The sequence below is a fragment of the Streptomyces sp. NBC_00631 genome (assembly GCF_045206895.1).
In the GTDB taxonomy this organism is placed as follows: Bacteria; Actinomycetota; Actinomycetes; order Streptomycetales; family Streptomycetaceae; genus Streptomyces.
In genome coordinates this window covers 1,274,885-1,293,290 of sequence record NZ_CP107734.1, presented here as the reverse complement: position 1 = coordinate 1,293,290, position 18,406 = coordinate 1,274,885, and the positions used below count along the sequence as shown (strand labels likewise).

Genomic DNA, 18,406 nt, shown 5'->3' with positions numbered 1-18,406 from the left:
TAACCTCGCGGTATGACCACCGACGTGAAACTGAGCCCCAGGGAGCGCCTGCTGGAGGCGGCGGCCACGCTCACCTACCGAGACGGCGTCAACATCGGCGTCGAGGCACTGTGCAAGGCGGCGGGAGTGTCGAAGCGCTCCATGTACCAGCTGTTCGAGAGCAAGGACGAACTCCTGGCGGTGAGCCTGAAGGAGCGCGCCGCCGCCTACGTGGCAACTCTCCTCCCTGCGGCGGACGACGGCCGGTCGCCCCGCGAGCGGATCCTGCACGTCTTCAAGCAGGTGGAATCGCAGGCAGGAGCGCCCGAGTTCCGAGGCTGCCGGTACCTGGCCGTGCAGATCGAACTCAAGGACCAGAGTCACCCCGCGAGCCGGGTCGCCCACCAGGTCAAGGAGAATCTGACTGGCTTCTTCCGCGGCGAGGCGGAGCAGGGCGGGGCGGGCGATCCCGACCTGCTGGCCCGACAGCTCAGCCTTGTATTCGACGGCGCCAGCGCCCGCGCCGGCATCGGAGCCGACAAATTGACCGGGCTCCTCGCGCCAACCGTGACCATCCTGCTCGACGCGGCGGGCCTGCGCTGACGCGTCACCATTTCGGGGTGGCCTTTCAGCGCCCGGCGCCTGGAGGAAGCCCGAGGGCCGTCAAGGTGTTTCCCAGCATGCCGCAGGCGAGGAAGCTCGCGGTCTTGTCGGCGTCGGCGCCCAGTGGCCGGTGCACGGTTTCCCAGATGCTCATCCACCCGGCCCGGACGACCTCGCCGATTAGGTCATCACCCAGCGCCTCGGCGGCCGCCACGGCGGCGTACCCCTGCATCTGCATCATGAGAACTTCGGGACGCGTCGACATCAGGTGGGCGTGAGTGTCCGCCATTGCCCGAAGTGCCCGCTCGGGATCCTCCGCTCCGTCGGCGGCTTTCTCGAAAGCCAGGCGGGTGTCTTCCGTGCTTCGTACCAGAGCGCCGACGAAGACCGTCTTCTTGTCTGGGAAGAGTCGGAAAAGGTACGGCTGCGTGATGCCGGCTCGCCTGGCGATCGCCGCGGTTGTGGTGCCCCGGTAGCCCTTGATCGCGAACTCGGCGATCGCCGCCCGAATGACGTGCTCGTGCCTCTCCAGCGCACTTGTCCTGCCCACGGCGTCATCCTCTCTGCGAACTTGCACCTCGAAACCGATCGGTTTACTGTACTGGAAACTGATCGGTTTCGAATGAATGCGGAGTCCATGATGACGACAGACCAGAGGGTGGCACTCGTGACGGGCGCCTCCTCCGGCATCGGGAAGGAAACCGCGCTGGCGCTGCTCGCGGCCGGATTCACCGTGGTCGGCACGAGCCGCGACACCTCACGCGTCACCCCGCTCGACGGCGTGACGTTCCTCGACCTCGACGTCGCCAGTGACGCCTCCGCCGCGGCCGCGGTCCAGGAGGTGAGCGAGCGGTTCGGGCGGATCGACGTCCTGGTCAACAACGCCGGCGTCGGCTCGACGGGCGCGGCCGAGGAGACCTCCGTCGACCAGGCCCAGGTCATCTTCGACACCAACGTCTTCGGGGTCATGCGCATGGTGAACGAGGTTCTGCCGCACATGCGCGCCCAGCGACGCGGGCGCATCATCAACATCTCGTCCGTGCTCGGGTTCCTGCCCCAGCCTTATATGGCCGCCTACGCCGCCTCCAAGCACGCGGTCGAGGGTTACACCGAGTCCCTGGACCACGAGGTCCGTGACCAGGGTGTCCGGGCGCTCATCGTTGAACCCGCCTATACCAGGACCGGATTCGAGGCCAACAGCGCGAAGCCTGACACCCCCCTGCACGCCTACGCCAAGCAGCGGCAGGCCGTCGACCGCGTCATGGCGGAGGCCGTCAGAAACGGCGACGCCCCCAGCGTCGTTGCCCAGACGATCGTCACGGCTGCGACCGACACGAGGCCGAAGCCGCGCTACACGGCCGGCCCCCTGGCCCGGCGCGCGCGCGTCCTGCGCCGTCTCGCTCCCGCTGGGGTCTTCGACCAGCAGATCCGCAAGATGAACCACCTGGTCGGCTGACACAGGACGGCCACCCCATGGCCTTTCCGAACAGTCGGCATATCTCAACCACACAGAGGACACTTTGATGCCAGAGCGCAATCCCATCCTGATCACCGGTGCCGCCGGCGAAATCGGCGGCGTGAGCCGCACGATGGTCGACATGCTGCTTGAACAAGGCCACCCGGTAAGGGCGTTCGTACGCCAGGACGACGAGCGCGCCCAATCGCTACGCCAGGTCGGCGCTGAGGTCTTCATCGGCGACCTGCTGACCATCGCCGATGTGACCGCCGCGCTGAAGGGGGTGCGGCGCATCTACTTCAGCATGAGCCTGTCGCCGTACTACACCGACGCTGTCAGCCTGATGGCAGCGGCGGCACGGGCCCAGGGCGACATCGAGGTGTTCGTCAACATCTCCGAGTACGAACAGTCGTTCATGACCTTCGAGAAGATGACCGCGTCGGAGAGGGAACGGCGTGCGTGGCTCGGCGGACTCATCGCCAACTGGTCGCCGCAGCAACGGGCCCACTGGGTCGCCGAGCAGGTGCTGGACTGGTCAGGCCTGCCGACCGTCAATATCCGCGGAGCCATGTTCGTCGAGAACCCCCTGATGACGTGGCTGGCGCTGGAGCCGCTGAGCCGGGGCGAACTGCGCCTGCCCTTCGGCGGGCACCGGCTCGCGCCCATCGCCGGGTACGACGTGGCGGAACTGTGCGTGAAGATCCTGACCGACCCCGAACCGCACATCTCCAAGTCCTACGACCTCACCGGCCCGGAGCTGAAGGACATGCACGGCTTTGCGGAGGACTACGCGGCCGTGCTGGGACGCCCGGTCACCTACGTTCCCGAAGATGTCGAAACCTGGAACGAGACGTACGTCGACACCGCACTGGCGGCGTTCCCGCACACCGCGGAACACCTGAAGACTCTGACCCGGCTCATGGGCGGCGGCGGGTACCGCGGCACCACCGATCAGCTGGAAAAACTGCTCGGACGCCCGCCGAAGACCGTGCGGTGGGCACTCGAGAACCACCCGCGCATCCGGAAGCTGGCGGCGGCCTGAGCCGCTGAGCGGCCCAGCGATGAAGTCGGTCGCCGAACCCGTTGCGCTGAGCGCGTCCGGTTTTCCGGTTCCACTCAATCCGGCTGGAGAATACGGCGAGTGCGCCCTGCGCGGTGCAGAGCAACGCCGTGGGCAGGGCGCTCGTGCCAGTGGCTGTGGCCAAGTGATCAGGTGCAGGTGCCGTGGCTGGAACACCGTGGTGCGCCGACTGTAGCGGACCTGTGGTCGCGGGCGAGGAGGCGAGCGGTGAGGCTGCTGGAGTCCGCCGCCCAAATCTGGCCCGCCGCCGCGTGCTGACCAGCTGGGTGGGCACCTTGCGTGACCGGAGATGGTGAGTGTCGCCGGGTCTGCTGCACGATCGGGTGACATCTGAACTGGCTTGCCCCGTAGGGCGGGTGGAAAGGATGTCGCTGTGCCCAAGCCTTATCCCGAAGAGTTCCGCCAGGACGTCGTGCGGGTCGCGAGGAACCGCGGCCCGGGTGTGACCGTGGAGCAGGTGGCCACCGACTTCGGGGTCCACCCGATGACGTTGTGGAAATGGATGCGCCGGGCGGACATCGACGACGGCGCCAAGCCCGGAGTGACCAGCCAGGAGAGCGCGGAGCTGCGGGAAGCTCGGCGGCGGATCAAGCTGCTGGAGCAGGAGAACGAGGTTCTGCGGCGGGCCGCGGCCTATCTGTCGCAGGCACATCTGCCGGGAAAAGGGTCTACCCGCTCGTGAAGGAGCTGGCCGCAAACGGGACGCCCGTGGCGGTCACGTGCCGGGTGCTGAAGCTCGCCAGACAGCCCTACTACCGCTGGCTCGACAAGCCGGTCACCGACACCGTGAGGTGCCCCCGGCGGTGTGGACACCCTTCCTCGGATCTTCAAGATCCATTGTCAGCGTGTCCACACCGCCGGGGGCACCTCACTCCCACGTCGACGGCGGGACATCCGGGTTCTTGGGACGGACCGGGGGTGCTTCCTGTGCTAACGCTGCTGTGCCGTTCACTGGACCCCCTCGATGACGGTGTCTTCGCTGACGCCTTGCGCGGACGTTTTCCTGTCGATGGCGGGCCCCTCCAGCGATCACGCGGGGAGCGCCTGCTTCACACAGGTAACCGCCCAACTACCGACGGTGGACAGGCAATTCCGCTGAGGCTTCGCTGGCGTACGACCGGAAGTTTTTACCGACGAGGATGCTCAGGGTCGGTGGACACAGCTACTTTGACGCCATGACGGGGAACCCGCACCTTGCAGCTCGGCTGGAGAAGGCAGGAATGAAGCAGGCCGAGCTGGCGGACCGACTCAACACCAGGCTCGGCGCACTGACGGGCCGCCCCGGCAAGCTCACCGACCGCCACGTCCGGAACTGGTTAACCGGAAAAACGCGCTGGCCGCAGGCAAGACAACGCGCCGTTCTCGAAGAAGAATTCGGCGTGTCAGCGGAGCAACTGGGCTTCGTCCCTCCCGCTGCACGAGAGCGAGCACCTTCGGAGGACCCAGTGCGGCGACGGACCTTCACGACAGCGACGGCGTCTCTGACCGCCGCCGCCCTTCTGCCCGCGGTCCCTTCCAACGGATCGGCACGGTTGGGCATGAGTGACGCCGACAGGCTGGAACGCAACTTCGCCGAGCTGGTCAAGGGCGACAACGAAGGCAGCAGTACCGGCATCCGGCTGGAGACACGTGCCCTGGCACACGCCCAGCACGCCCTGGACTTGCAAGCAGTGGGCCAGGCCAGCGCCCGCGTCCGCCGCCGTCTGTACTACCTGGCTGCCGCGTTCACAGGCACCGCACTCTGGGCCGCCGTCGAGGCACAGGAGCCCCAGCGAGCTCAAGGACACCTGCACAAGGCTATGACGCTGTCTGGTATGGCGGGCAGCAGCGAGATGCAGATGCGGCTGTGGGGACACGCGGCCCTGCTCGCCTTCCAGCAGCGGCACATGCATGACGCCCTGGCGGCGGCGGAGGCCGGCAGGCGCTCGCACGTGTGCCGCAGCGACGCCCTCTTCCGCTCCCTGGCCAGCGCACGCCTCGCCGGGATCCAGTCCGCGGCGGGCGAGGACTCCGCAGCCTTGCGCACCCTGGCCCATGCCGAGCAGACGTACGAGCAGGCTGACTTCGAAGAGCAGCGACCTGCCTGGATGTCCTTCTTCGACCGCGCTGAACTGGAAGGTTTGGCCGCCCTCGTCATGGGGCGGATCGGTCGGCACGACGAGTCCGAGGCCCGTCTGCACCGTACCCTGTCGCTGCTCCGCCCAGAGTTCCACCGCAACCGCACCTACTACTCCGTCCAACTGGCGCTGGCCCAACTCGCACAGGGCGAGGCGGACCAGGCCGTGGCCACTGCGCTGCCCCTCCTGCCAGAAGAGGGCGAACCGCTGATGGCCGGAAGGAACAGGAGGCTTCTCCGCCAATTCGACCGCGGGCTTCGCCGGTTGGCCCCCGGGGCAGGGTTCGTGATCGAGTGGCAAGAGCGCTTCACTGAAGGAGAGAAATCACTGTGAGTACGGTCGACGTAAAGCACTTCGTTGCTGCGGACCTCCCCGAGATCCGGCAACAGATACTCGACATCCACGTTGAGGTCCGACACCGCGACTTCGGACTCACGGGCCCGTTCTACGACGTCGACCGATTCGACGAGCGGTTGTCGTCCTACGCGTCCCGACCCGGCTGGACTGCGGCGCTGGGCTACGAGGATGGTGAGCCCGTCGGCTTCTGCTTCGGCACCACCCTTGCACCCGACACCAGGTGGTGGAACAGCATGCTCACGCCACTGTCCGAGGACACGACCACCGAAGACGGAAAGCGTACCGTCGCACTCAACGAGATCGTGGTTCGTAAGCCTTGGCGGGGCCGAGGTGTCGCATGGCAACTCCACGAAGCGTGGCTGACCCACCGGGCGGAACAGCGGGTGACACTCCTCGTGAATCCGGCGAGCGGAGACGGGGCCGTGCAGGCTGTATATGAGGCATGGGGCTATCGCAAGATCGGCGACCAGAAGCCCTTCGCGGACTCTCCCGTGTTTTCCGTGATGCTGCGCCCCGTCAAGCAGAGCTGAGACGTCCCGCCGACCGCGCGGCGGCTGCACCAGGAGACAAGCCCCGCTGGCGCGGTACTGCCGACAGCGTCGGAGGGGCATCGGTCACTTCTTGGGAAATCAGGGTTCCGCTTGCCGTGAGGCCCCCACAATCGCCCCTGCACGGGCCACACCTCAGTGGGGGTGGGCCCCCGTTCGTGCCCTGTCGTCCTCGTCATGGACGCGGCGCAGCCGCGACGCGCGCCGACCGCCTACTATCTGCTCAGGCAGGGCGCCTTGACGGCGTCGGCTGGGAAAGGCTAGCCAGTCCCATGGCCCGAGTAATCGTGATTTCGATGACGACGCGCTCCGGATCCGGCGCCGGGGTTCGTCCATATCGGTCGGCGTAGCGGGTGACAGCGTCTGCCACCGCAGCAGTGCCGGTGAGGATCTCGGCTGTGCCCTCCAAGCTGGCCCAGCGTCCTCCGTCGACCTGGCAGACAGCCACATGGGCTTCACCGGGCCGGGACGCCCGGATGTTGGCGACCTTCGTGCTGGATTTGCGTGTGATAACGCGTGCGATGCCCGCATCAATGTCGAGGGTCACGCCAACGGGTACTACATGAGGGCTTCCATCAGGGCGGAGAGTTGTCAGTGTGCACAAATGGTGCTCATTCCAAAACTCTGAGTAGCCCAGTGGGTGGCTCGATCTATCCGCATACATGGCCAAGAGGGTAACGCGGCTGAGTAAGCGGAATTGCGCACCCGTGACAACTCCACATCTCGATGGCGACACGCTAGCGGTCTGCACAGTATGGGCAGATAGCGCCCTGTATAGGTGGAACGCCCCAAGGTAAATTATCTCGAAATGATAACGAAACCGCAGGATGGGTGGACGGGTGTGACCAAAATTATCGGAAGGGTAACGGGCGGCTCGGGGCCTTGGTCGATGCATCGGATGGGATGATTTGATACGTTTCGGTTAGGTGTTTTTCAGTCGCCTTCATGGCCGCACGGAGAGCCCTTCGGTTCTTGATCTTTTGTGAGTCGCGTAAGGTCCGAGAGGTTCCCCGGAGCCACCTCGAAAGGCTCCGATCGGTTGACTTCCGTTCGCTATTGCGATCAAGTGCGTCCAGGGGGGCTCGTACGCCCTCGCAGCCCAATCGCTTCGGCTGGCCCGCACGCGGACGGTTCCGGTCTCGGAGCCTGCGATCACCTTCATGAGCGCCGCCCCGGGGACAGAAACGTCTTTGACCCGTGGGGCTGACGAACGGCTCGAGCGCGAGCCCTGTCGGCTGGTACGAAGGGATTGCGCAATGTCTCCGGGAGGAAGCCGCCGTGGCGAGCCGGAATCTACGGTTCCCGTGAGGGGACGGGCGTGGCGCCGACGGCTGGGGCGGTGGCGTACGGCCGAGAAGCGCACTGTGGAGCGTGGCCTGCACCGACGCCTGCGGCAGGAGCTGCGCAGCCTCGGCATCGTCGCGCCTCTGGACGTGGACGAGCTTGCCAGGGCGCTGGGGGAGCGGCGCGGACGTCCGATGGTCCTGCGTCCTTTCGCGCTGGAGAAGCCCGGTCCTTCAGGGTTGTGGGTCGAGATGCCGAAGACGGACGTGATCCTCTACCAGGAGGAGACGACTCCGTTGCACCAGCGGCAGATCATCCTGCACGAACTCCTCCACATCCTCGTCGATGAATGGGAGGAAGGCCGTGACGCCGCCGAGGAGTCCCGGGACGAGTTCGTCGAGGAGTGGTCAGTCCTGATGCCCGTCCTGGACCCCAAGCTGATCCGGCGGGTCGCCGCCCGATGCTCGTACGAGGACGCGGAGGAGTGCTCGGTCGAGCTGGCGGCCACGATCATCCTGGAGTGGTCCTCGGTGGTGGACGCGCTTCCTCCGTTGTCGGAGGACCCGCGAGTGCGTCGGGTTCAGTCCGCTCTGGGCGATCGGCGAGGGTGGTTGTAGGTCGTGGCGAAGTACCTTCTGCTGATCATCGCTGTCGCGGTCGCGTGGCGGCTCTACCTGTGGATCCGTGCTCCGCACGACGCTCCCACGCGGTCGGTGGCACTCGCCTTCCTGTTCATGGGGCTGTCGTATCCGGCGGCCATGCCGGGAGGCGCCAGCGGCATCGACACCCTCGCCGGGCACGGCATGGCCCGGCTCGCCCAGAACCTGTTGCTGTTGCTGGCGGTCTACTTCCTGATGTGCTTCTACCTGTACTCGGCGGACGGGCCGGGAGCGCGTCGTCGTGCCCGGTGGGAAGGCGTCGTCATGGCCTTGGTCGCGGTGGGGATCACCCTGGCCGCCGTGACCGTGCCGCGGGATGAACTCGGCAAGCCGTATGTCACCGTGGACATGACGGTCCCCCAGATCTTCCTCTTCTACACCGTCGCCGGCCTGTACCTGATGTACGCGATCGGTGCCGCCGCATGGTGGTCGGCCGCCTACGCGCGCATGTCACGCCGGCCGCATGCCACGGGCCTGTGGATGGCCGCGATCGGCCTGGTCGGGATGGCCGCGGCCTCCGCGATCCGCGCGGTCTTCGTCACCGTGCGGTGGAGCGGTGGTTCTGTGCCGTATCGGGTCAACACCTACGCGTCGCTCTTGCTGGTCGTGTCCAGCCTCCTCTTCGCCGCGGGCGTCACGTACTCGGTTGCCCGCGCCAGGGCCACTGCCATGCGGCTGTGGCTGCGTCGGCGACGCGATCACCGTCGGCTGGCCCCCCTGTGGCAGCTCCTGTTCGAGGTCTATCCCCAGAACCACCTGGGTCCCGCTTCGTTGGGGTTCTGGGATCGGTGGCGGGCCCGTGGTGTCCACCGCCGGTACCACCGCCGGATAGTGGAGTGCCGGGACGGACTGGTCGACATCAGCCCCTACGTGGTGGGCAGGGGAGAAGACGTGAACCTCCTGGACCTTGAGCCCGCTCAGCTGGCCCAGCGTCTGCGCGTCGCCGCCGACATGATCAAGAACGATGTTCCGGCACCGGGGCCGGCTGTCGCCCTCGCGATGCCGAAGGGGGAAGACCGGGACGAGGACGTCCGTCAGCTGATCGCGGTTTCGGACGTACTCCGGCTGACCGCGTGACCACGAGAGAACGAGGAGACGACACGACATGCTGATCACGGCCGACCGGATCCTGACCGGTTCCGGGATGTACCTGGAGGACGGCGCCATCCTCGTCGAAGGCGCCACGATCACCGCGGTCGGACCCCGCACGCAGCTCGCCGTCCGTGCCGACGCGGACGAGACGCACCTCGCGTTTCCCGAGGCGACGGTCGTTCCCGGGCTCATCGACACCCACGTCCACCTGGTGTTCGACGGCAGCAGCGACCCGGTGGCCGCTCTCCGCGCTTCGGACGACGAGCACCTCCTGTCGGAGATGCGCCGACGCGCGGAGCAACTCGTCCGCAGCGGTGTGACGACCGTTCGGGACCTGGGCGACCGCAATCACCTGGCTCTGCGTCTGAACGAGGAGATCGGCCGCGGCGACACACCTGGGCCTCGTGTCGTGTCCGCGGGCACCCCGTTGACCACGCCCGGAGGCCACTGCTACTTCCTGGGCGGCGAGGTCTCCGGCGAGGCGTCAGTCCGCGACCTGGTGCGGCGCAACCTGGCGGCGGGTGCCGGCGTGATCAAGGTCATGGCGACCGGCGGCGGCCTGACCAAGGACGGGCCGAAGAGCTGGCAGAGCCAGTTCTCGACGGACGAGCTGCGCGCTCTGGTGGACGAGGCGCACCAGGCCGGCGTACCCGTGGCTGCGCACGCGCACGGGGTGGACGGTATCTCGGCGGTCGTGGACGCGGGTGTGGACACCATCGAGCACTGTTCCTGGATGACGGAGGACGGCTTCGGCCTGCGCCGAGACGTACTCAAGAAGATCACCGATCGGGGCATCGCCGTCTGCCCGGCTGTCAGCCCCCACTGGCAGATGGTGCCGCGTGTCTTCGACGAGGAGCGGGCGAAGGTCCTTTTCGGGCAGGTCCAGGAGATGGCCGAAACCGGAGTCAAACTCATCGCCGGCACCGACGCCGGGGTCCAGCGGACCGGGTTCGACGGATCGCTCGTACCCGCCCTCGCGTTCTACGCGCACCTGGGCATCACGAACGAAAGGATCATCGATATGGCCACCGTCCACGCGGCCGATGCTCTGGGACTCGGCAGCTCGACCGGCCGCATCACCCCCGATTTCCGTGCCGATCTGCTGGTCGTCGGCGGAGATCCGCTGACCGACCTTGATGCACTCCAGGAGATTCGCGCGGTGATCGCTGCCGGACAGGTGCGCGAGTCAGGCTCTGGGACCGATCAGCTTTAACCCCTTCGGCGCCCGGACTCACGGAGGGCGGTCCTGGCCAAGCTGAGCCGCCGTCATCGTCCGCCGATTCCAACGCGATGACGATGGCCGTCATCGTGATCTTCGGTGACGAGCCGTAGGCAGTCAGTCCCCAGCCGGGGAACGGCGGTGATGGTACGTCGGCCGCCCTCCGCCGACTCCGAGCGGCCGCAGCCGAGCTGGACGGGGGTTCGTCGGGGCCTGACGTTCGAGCGTACGGCTGGCGTGTCCTCGCGCTGACCTGTGTAGTTGTGCTGTTCCATGTGCGGGGGCACGGATGACGGGACGGAAGTCCATGGTGCAAGAGCTGACCGCCACGTTGCATACGACGCTGGGACAGATCGTGGTGCAGCTGTTTCCAGAGTCCGCGCCGGAGACGGTCGCGAGCTTCAGTGGCCTGGCCCGGGGGACCTGGACGTGGCGAGACCCACGGACGGGCGAACTGGGCTTCGGGCCGCTCTACAGCGGAACGATCTTCCATCGTGTGGTCGCCGGCCTCATGATCCAGGGAGGCGATCCGCAAGGCGACGGCACCGGGGGACCGGGCTGGGAGTTCCCGGACGAAATCGACCCGGCTGTCACATTCGAACGGCCGTACATGGTGGCCATGACGACCGCAGCTCCGGACTCCGTCGGCTCGCAGTTCTTCATCACCCTCAGGCCGGCGCCGCATCTCAATGGCCGGCACACGATCATCGGTGAAGTGGTTCAGGGACAAGAGGTCGTCGACGCCATCGCGAAGATCCCTACCGGCAGCAACGGCCGTCCCATCACGGATGTCGTCGTCCAGTTCATCGAAATCCACCGACACCAGGCCTGAGTCCATCCCACGCGGCTATGGACGCAGTGGCTCCTCAGCCGTTGCATGGTCACAGTGCCGTCGAGTGGTTACCTGACGGCGGTCCCTGCGCCGACTGGCGTTGGGTCAGGCCGGCAGATAGCCCAGTCTGACCGTCACCGTCAGGAGGCGGCCGGCCCTGCGCACCGTGACCCGAACCTGATCGCCGGGACGGTGGCTGCGGACTGCAGCCTGGACATCCTTGACGTTGGCGACCGGCGTGCCGTCGACGCTGACGAGACTGTCATCAAGGCGTATGCCGGCGATGTCGGCTGGGCCTCCCAGAACCGGGGATACCGTGAGCGGCGCGGGTCCGGACGCGCCGGTGAAGTGCACGCCAACCGAGGCCACGGCGCCGGGCACCGGGCCCGCGCGGGTGTCCGCGACGCCGCCGGCGTACAGGGTAAGGAGGTCCGGTGGGATGACTTTTGCTGGCTGAGCGGATCCGGCCGGCTCGGCGAGGCCGAGGAGTGGGAGGCGGTCGCTGTGTCCGTCGAGGACCACCGGTGTCAGCCCGGTCAGGGGCCGAGCCGTGGCCCTGTGGGCTGCCAGCACGTCGAAGGAGCCGGTGGCGCTCTGTATGTGCACCGGGCTCACTGATCCTGCCTCGACCCGGGTGTGTCCGCCGGTCCGGGTCAGGAGCAGTGCCGCGGCCGGGTGGGTGCCGTGGAAGGAGACGCCGCTGAAGAACCAGCGGAAGCCGCCCGGAGCCGTGCGGCCGGTGAGCCGGGCTTCGGCGATGCAGAGGACACCGCCCATCACCCCTCCGCAGTGGAGGATCGCCGGCACGGAACGGCCTTTGTAGGACAACCGGGCGGGGCCGTCGCGTCGCCCGTGCTCTGGAGTGGGTACGGCGAAGGCGTACCACCCGTCGAGTGCGTGCGGTGTCTTGGGCCGCAGTGTGGCCTTGAGCAGGTTCTCCTTGCCCTGGACCACCGGGGAGCTGTACACGGCGGACAGGGGAGTGAGCAGCACCGCGGGGTAGCGGGTGCCGTCGGCGGTCAGGAGGTCGCCGGTGACCGTGCCGGCGGCGCTGGTGAGGGTTCGGGCGTTGGGCGGAGCAGTGTTCGCGGTGTGCAGAGCCGCGGTGGTGGCCACGGCGGCCAACAGGGCGAACCCGAGCAGCAGCCGCCCGCCGCGTTTCACGCACCAGTGCAGTGCGGCCGCCGCGGCCATCCCCACGAGCAGCAACACGTCGCGTACGGGCCCGAAGACGAAGTCCTCCTCACGTGTTTTCTGCAGGGGTTCCTCGACCTCGGCGCCGAAGAACAGCGCGGCCACGGCGGCGGAGCACGAGGCGGTGGCGGGAGCGGTGGACCGAGCGCGCGCCCAGCGGGCCCCGCCGCTGCCCTCGACGGCCAGGACGGCGGCGGCGACGTGCGCGATGGTGACGCGTGTGTGGCCGAGCCGGAAGCACAGGCGCTGGGCGAGTTCGTACGCCTCGGCCATCCGGGGGCTGACGGTGACGACGCGGGTCGGGGTCAGCGCGAGGCCGCGGCCTCCGCGGTGGGTCGGCGTCCAGGTGCCGTCCTCCTGTTCGGGGGCGCGTATGGGAATGCCGAAGTGGGCGTGCACGTCCGAGTCGTGGCGGACGGCCGCGCGCAGGAACGCCGTGGTGGTCAGCACCCCGCCTGCGCGTTCGGTGACGGCCGCCGCGACGGCTGCGAGGAGGTCCTCGTCGACGGCGAGCCGGTGGTCGGAGCGGGCCAGTCCTACCGGGACGGGTGCCGGTGCGGCGGGGCGCAGCTGCGGCGTGGGCGGGAGGGTTTTCGGGGCGGGGAGGAAGGAGGGCAGCATGTGACGCGCGAGCAGGTCGCGCAGGCTGGCTGCGGCTCCGTTCCGGCCGGTCGCCAGCCAGCGGGCGGCGGTGTTCTCCTCGTGGGCGATGAGGCCGTAGACGACGTGGGCAGGCGCGACTTCTGTGTCGCCGCGGTAGCCGGCGAGGCGCTTGGCGACTTCGAAGGCTGCGTCCAGCGGCTCGTTGAACGCGAAGCTCTCCCCGTCGCGCCACGTCACGGTGTCCCCCCGGACCGTCGTCTCATCGGTGTCAGCCGGTGGCCGACCGGTGAGCCCGGCGTCCGCGAGGAAGGCAGACCAGTCCGCGGCGTCGGCGGCCAGTGTCGCGGTGAGAAACTCCGTGGTGGTGAAGGGCACATCGCCGTAGGCGTCCCTGGCCCACCTCAGCACGCGCCGCATCGTCGTCGACGTCTTGAACGTCCCTTGCCGATTGGGGTCGTAGTCGGGTATTGGGCTCAGCAGGTCCTCGACGGAGGGTGTCCTACGGAGAGAGAAGAGTCCGCCGGCACGGCTCTGCGCGAGGTTCCACGCCGTACGCCAGGCCCGTGGGTTCGCCCGCTCGCCGCTCGGTGCGGCGGGTGGCTGCGTCGTCCACACCACCAGGTTCGCCCAGTTCGCAGGAGGCGGCCATGCCTGGCCGTCCGCTCGCAGCCCCAGTACGGCCGAACGCAGCGCGACCGCGGGGTGCGTACCGTGCACGGTGGCGATGGTGACCTGTGCCAGCAGCCGCCCGGCTTCCCGTGTGTACGCCGGCGCCTGGGCCCCCAGCACGTTGCCGGCCCCGCCCAGCAGGCAGGCGGTGGCCATCGCCAGCGGCTCCTCACCGGTGGCGACGGTCAGGCTGCTCGACCAGCACGAGCCGAGGATGACCTGGCGTGGCCAGCGCAGGCTCCACGCGGTGGTCGCCGAGAGAATCCGCTCGTCGTTCATCCGGACGTGCTGGTCGACGCGGGTGTCGGCCGGGAGGCCGTGGTGGAAGACGACGGCCACGTCGTCGCGGGACAGCTTGGGCAGCCCGCCGATGAACTCATCCCGTCCCGAGGTGTCCCGGACGCTCACATGGCCGACCAGGGGATCCAGGGCACGGGCGCCGGCGAAGGCCTCGGCGAAACCGGGCTGCCCGATGTTCACCAGGATCTGCGCCGGTTCGCTCGCCGTGCGGCACGGCGTGGTCTCGTCGGTAAGCATGTCGAGGCTCGGCATCCACACGGGCACCGACCGCTCGATGAGAGGCATCCCCGCACTGAGCGGCAGCCCTGCGAAGGGGACAGCTGACAGGGGACCGTCCGGCACGATCACGACGACCGGCGGATCCGCCGCGTCGGCCGACCGCTCCAGCTCTTCTTGAAAGACCTTGGGAAGTAGCGCCTCGGACAGTTCGTGCCAGACCCGCGCGCTGAGGACGGCAGAGCGGTGGACGCGCGCTACGGCGTCGTGCCCGCCGGAGTGCAGCGCGTCCAGCAGCAACGCGGGATGCAGGCGGAAGGAGGCCGAGGGGTCGTCAGCTCCGGGAAGGGTGAGGACCCGGCGCACCAGGTGCGGACCGTCAGGCAACAACGCTACGCAGGTGACACACCAGGCGTCCGCGGTGCGCTCGCAGCGGTAGTACAGCGCCAGGCGCCCGCCCAGGCGCTCACCGATGTCTCCCAGGTGTACCGGGTCCGGCACCAGGGCCTCGGCCAGTTGCCGGGAGAACTCGGCGCTGATGTCGGTGCGCAGGCGCGCCCACTGCTCGCCGGAGGCATCGTCGGCGCTGGGTGGATCGCCTTCTTCCGACCCCGTCGGCGCGGACCTGTGCGGAGTTGCGGACTCCGCACGTTCGTAGCGCCGTCGCAGGTCGCGCAGCGCCGGGCTGGTCGCGGCGTCCAGGCCGCGTTTGATGGTGGCCGCGGTCGCGCTGCGGTGCAGTGACTCCATCAGCCACAGGGCGATCTCCGCCGCCCGGTGGTGTTCGCGGCGTACGTCGCGGGCCAGCGTTGCGAAGACGTCGCGGTAGAGGCGGTTGCGGTCGCCGGCGATGGCGGAACGGTGGCGCCGTTCCCTGAGCAGACCCCGGTCGTATTCCAGCATGCGCAGCCCGCGCAGCAGCAGGTCGAGTTGCAGAGATTCACGGCCGGCCGCCGGATCCGTGCCGGCCAGGGCGGCGAGAGCGGCGCGGACCAGCGCCACTCCTTCGGGCGCTCGATAGCGCCGGGACTGATAGAGACCGGCGGCGGTCAGGTACCCGTAGACCGCGTCACCGGTCCTCAGCAGCCCGGCGTCGATCTCACCGGTGAGCTCGCAGAACTCGGCCCTCGTCCGTACCAGGAGGGAGGCCTCACGGCTGCTGAGATCGGAGAAGAAGAACCGCTCGGGCAGCAGGCCGGCCAGCCACACCATCCGCTCGGCGAGGAGCAGCGCGCTGTCCGGGTCCGTCTCGGCCAGTCTTCGGGCGCGGACCAAGACGTGGCGCAGCACCAGGGAGGGCTGGCGGAACCACACCAGGCGGGCGAGCCGCGCCGACCCCGCCTCCTCGACGCCGATGCCGTCTGGCCCGATGGCGCGTGCGGCGGCGCTCTGGGCAGCCAGCCTGGGCGGCACCCGCCGTCCCCTCGCGCGCAGGGTTCTGATGGCCTCGTCGAAACGCTGCCGCGCCCCGGCGACATCGCCGACCGTTTGGAGGAAAAAGGCGTGAGCGGTCAGGACGGCCGGCTCGGCGGCCAGCGGCCAGTCGCGGCCGGCGGCCGCCGCAAGTGCGCCGCTGCCGGCCTGCTCCAGGAGTTCCTCCGCCCTGTCCAGGGCACTGACGTGCAGGTGGTACCCGACTTCAGCCGCGACGCACCAGGCGACGCCCTCGCGGCTGCCGTGACGCGCGAACTCCGCCGTCGCTGCGGCGAACGCGGCCATGGCCGCCTCGGCGGCGTCCTGCGAACCGAGGTCGACGTACACCGTGCGCCGTACCAACCGCCGGGTCCTGAGTCGCCACCAGGCCGAGCGCGGCGGCCGGAACCCGCCCTCGGTGACGGCCTGGCCACCCATGCTGCCGTAGACGGCCAGCCGTGCGGCACATGCCAGTACCGCGGCGGCGGCACAGGGAGCGAACCGCTGGACCACGCTGCCGGGCAGGAAGTACGCGTTGGCCAGGGGTATCGAGGACTCCAGCACCACCAGGCCGACGGTCGGAGCCCGGTATATCGCCCCGGGCAGCCGTCCGTTCTTGGATCCACGGTCGTTGCGCCCCGTCCGCAGCAGGATCAGGCACAGGATCAGCCCCACCAACGTCGGGTAGTAGCGGGAGACGTCGTGGGCCAGCAGAATCCGCTGGAAGCTGTCGGCCGAGTCGTTGTCGGTCAGACGCAGATCGGCCCCGCCCGGCCCGCGGGACCACCACACGCCGACCGCAGCGGCAACGGCCAGCACGACAGCGTCGAGCCCCCAGTGGCGTACCGCGTTCACGATCCAGTACGGCCACGGTTCGGCGAACACCGTCCGCGCGTCCCGCCGCGGCCTCAGCCATTGTCTCCCCGGCGACTTCATGTGCGTCCCCCCGGCACGAAGAGCATCACGGTACGCTCAAAGTCCTGTCACGGAGGGGGACTTCGGTAAATGACGGAAAAACTGGTACGTGAGACACCGGACACCGCTCCTGTCATCCACGTGATCGAACTGGTCCCGGGGGACAACGCGGTGGTGCTGTTCGCCCGCAGCGACGACGACCTGCCGGACCCCGACGTGGTCGACGAGTTGCGCATGACGGCCTACGAGCGGGCCGGCGCGGCCGATCTGGGAGCATCAGAGGCAGCCCACGACCTGCTGAACCTGGCTCAGGTGATGGCGGATGGCGTTCTCGGCGCTGCCGCCTGGGAGGGCCTGCTGGCGACGCGGCGTTTCGTGGACCGGTGGCGGGCCTCCCATCGCAGTGAACCACTGCCGTCCGCCGAGGCCGCTACCTCGCAAGCGCTGCGGGCAGCCGACATCGCCGGTTACTCCGTCGAAGGCGAGGCCGGCGTACGGGCCGCGACGCGCGAGTCCAATGGCTGGTCCGTGACTGTGGATCTGTCCGATGGCCGGTGCGTAAGGATCACCCTGGACCCGGCGGGCTCCGTCGCGGACGTGCAGCGTGTGGAGACCTGAGTGAGCCGGTCGGTGTCGGTGTCAGACGGCAACGCCACCTTGGACGGCGCGACTGAGTGAGCTCGCGGTCTCGCTCCTTGCCTGCGGCGGACGCACCTCGATAAGAGTTCCGTCCAGTGAGGATGTTTCATCGTGATTCGTGCAAGTCACCGGGCCTGGTGTGACACGTCGTTGGGGTGCTCGCGCAGGTCATCACGGTGATCGTCGCGGGGAGACCGTCCGTCGCTCGGCGTCGGGTCGTCTTCCCGGATCTCCTGCACACTGCGTACTCGTCCCCCCCTGCGGGCAGGTGCGGGTGATGCGGTCGGGGACGAAGGTGGGGACCAGGGTCGGATCGTTGAAGGACGTGATCCGGGCGATGCGGTCCCCGAGCAGGGTCAGGACCTGGATCCCGTAGGGCGCGTAGCGGCCGTCGTCCGCGTGGTGGTGGACGACGAGGGCGGGCTGGCCGTTGGCGTGGGTGGGGGTCATCCGCCACAGGTTCGGGCGCAGGACGCGGGTGGACAGGAAGCCGAGGACGGCCCGGCGGCCGGTGAACCAGGTCGGGGTCGGCGGCATTTCCAATTCGACGTCGGCCCGCAGCAGGTGCACCAGCGCGTCGGGGTCGGCCCGGATGAAGGCGTCCACATAATCGTCGAGGAGATCTCGCCGGGTCCCTTCGTCCGGCTCGGCCAGGTCGTTTACGACCGGTCCAGCCTCGGCCAGCCGGGCCCTGGCGCGGCGGAGCGCGCTGTCCACGGCCGCGGTGGTCGTGTCCAGGACCTCGGCCACTTCGGCCGTCCGGAATCCGAGCACGTCGCGCAGGGTCAGTACGGCGCGCTGGCGGGCGGACAGGTACTGGAGCGCGGCGACGAAGGCGAGGCGCACGCTCGTCCGCGCGGCGACGATCGCCGCCGGGTCGCCGGTGCCGAGCAGGGCGGCGTCGGGCGCCGGCTGGAGCCACGGTACGGACGGCTCGCGCGGAGCCACCGCCACCCGATGGTCGTCCGAGGGCGTGCCCAGGCCCGACGGCAGTGGGCGCCGGGAGCGGGTCTCCAGGGCCGTGAGGCAGGCCATGGTGGCGATCTTGTACAGCCACCGCCGCACCGAGGACCGGCCCTCGAAGCCGTCGAACCCCCGCCACGCCCGCAGGTAGGTCTCCTGGACCAGGTCCTCGGCATCGTGGATCGACCCGAGGATCCGGTAGCAGTACGTGAGCAGCTCTGGCCGGAACGGCTCGGCCAGGGCGGTGAATTCGGCGTTCGTCGGCAT

Annotated in this window: 15 protein-coding genes; 11 read left to right on the top strand and 4 right to left on the bottom strand. The window is 68.7% G+C overall.

The window, feature by feature from the left end:
* Nucleotides 1-12: 12 nt before the first annotated feature.
* Nucleotides 13-582, top strand: a complete 570-nt coding sequence (locus tag OHB00_RS06125; protein WP_406432026.1) for a TetR/AcrR family transcriptional regulator — start codon at nt 13-15, stop codon at nt 580-582.
* Between the two features lie 25 nt (nt 583-607).
* On the opposite strand, the gene OHB00_RS06120 is transcribed toward OHB00_RS06125, so the two are convergent.
* Nucleotides 608-1,132 (bottom strand): TetR/AcrR family transcriptional regulator, encoded by a 525-nt coding sequence (locus OHB00_RS06120; RefSeq protein WP_406432024.1) that lies wholly within the window; start codon nt 1,130-1,132, stop codon nt 608-610.
* Nucleotides 1,133-1,222: 90 nt separating this feature from the next.
* Between OHB00_RS06120 and OHB00_RS06115 the strand changes: the two genes are divergently transcribed.
* The 5 genes from OHB00_RS06115 (at nt 1,223) to OHB00_RS06095 (ending at nt 6,123) form a co-directional block, all read left to right on the top strand.
* Nucleotides 1,223-2,038, top strand: coding sequence for an oxidoreductase (locus OHB00_RS06115; RefSeq protein WP_406432022.1), 816 nt, complete (start codon nt 1,223-1,225; stop codon nt 2,036-2,038).
* A 67-nt stretch (nt 2,039-2,105) separates the two neighbouring features.
* On the top strand, nt 2,106-3,080 hold the full coding sequence (locus OHB00_RS06110) for an NmrA family NAD(P)-binding protein (protein WP_406432020.1): 975 nt from the start codon (nt 2,106-2,108) through the stop codon (nt 3,078-3,080).
* Nucleotides 3,081-3,492: 412 nt separating this feature from the next.
* Nucleotides 3,493-3,801: a transposase gene (locus tag OHB00_RS06105; protein WP_360903365.1), complete on the top strand. Its 309-nt coding sequence runs from the start codon at nt 3,493-3,495 to the stop codon at nt 3,799-3,801.
* A gap of 538 nt (nt 3,802-4,339) precedes the next feature.
* On the top strand, nt 4,340-5,569 hold the full coding sequence (locus OHB00_RS06100) for a Tat pathway signal protein (protein ID WP_406432018.1): 1,230 nt from the start codon (nt 4,340-4,342) through the stop codon (nt 5,567-5,569).
* Nucleotides 5,566-6,123: a GNAT family N-acetyltransferase gene (locus OHB00_RS06095; protein WP_406432016.1), complete on the top strand. Its 558-nt coding sequence runs from the start codon at nt 5,566-5,568 to the stop codon at nt 6,121-6,123. Before OHB00_RS06100 ends, OHB00_RS06095 begins: the two co-directional genes overlap by 4 nt.
* Nucleotides 6,124-6,364: 241 nt before the next feature.
* Here the strand turns inward: OHB00_RS06095 and OHB00_RS06090 are convergent, their stop codons facing one another.
* Entirely contained in the window at nt 6,365-6,805 is a 441-nt protein-coding gene (locus tag OHB00_RS06090; RefSeq protein WP_406432014.1) for a pyridoxamine 5'-phosphate oxidase family protein, read from the bottom strand.
* A 700-nt stretch (nt 6,806-7,505) separates the two neighbouring features.
* On the opposite strand from OHB00_RS06090, the gene OHB00_RS06085 reads away from it, so the two are divergent.
* The 4 genes from OHB00_RS06085 to OHB00_RS06070 all read left to right on the top strand — a co-directional run bounded on the left by OHB00_RS06085 (nt 7,506) and on the right by OHB00_RS06070 (nt 11,227).
* Complete coding sequence (locus OHB00_RS06085) at nt 7,506-8,042, top strand: hypothetical protein (RefSeq protein ID WP_406432012.1); 537 nt, start codon at nt 7,506-7,508, stop codon at nt 8,040-8,042.
* A gap of 3 nt (nt 8,043-8,045) precedes the next feature.
* A complete protein-coding gene (locus OHB00_RS06080) occupies nt 8,046-9,161 on the top strand; it encodes an MAB_1171c family putative transporter (RefSeq protein WP_406432010.1) in 1,116 nt (371 codons plus the stop codon).
* Nucleotides 9,162-9,189: 28 nt separating this feature from the next.
* The gene (locus OHB00_RS06075; RefSeq protein WP_406432008.1) at nt 9,190-10,389 is read left to right on the top strand and encodes an amidohydrolase family protein; all 1,200 of its coding nucleotides are present in this window, start codon (nt 9,190-9,192) and stop codon (nt 10,387-10,389) included.
* Between the two features lie 313 nt (nt 10,390-10,702).
* Nucleotides 10,703-11,227, top strand: coding sequence for a peptidylprolyl isomerase (locus tag OHB00_RS06070; RefSeq protein WP_406432006.1), 525 nt, complete (start codon nt 10,703-10,705; stop codon nt 11,225-11,227).
* Nucleotides 11,228-11,332: 105 nt separating this feature from the next.
* On the opposite strand, the gene OHB00_RS06065 is transcribed toward OHB00_RS06070, so the two are convergent.
* On the bottom strand, nt 11,333-16,507 hold the full coding sequence (locus OHB00_RS06065) for a CHAT domain-containing protein (RefSeq protein ID WP_406432004.1): 5,175 nt from the start codon (nt 16,505-16,507) through the stop codon (nt 11,333-11,335).
* A gap of 171 nt (nt 16,508-16,678) precedes the next feature.
* On the opposite strand from OHB00_RS06065, the gene OHB00_RS06060 reads away from it, so the two are divergent.
* Nucleotides 16,679-17,155, top strand: a complete 477-nt coding sequence (locus OHB00_RS06060; RefSeq protein WP_406432003.1) for a hypothetical protein — start codon at nt 16,679-16,681, stop codon at nt 17,153-17,155.
* Nucleotides 17,156-17,347: 192 nt separating this feature from the next.
* Here the strand turns inward: OHB00_RS06060 and OHB00_RS06055 are convergent, their stop codons facing one another.
* A complete protein-coding gene (locus OHB00_RS06055) occupies nt 17,348-18,406 on the bottom strand; it encodes an RNA polymerase subunit sigma-70 (protein WP_406432001.1) in 1,059 nt (352 codons plus the stop codon).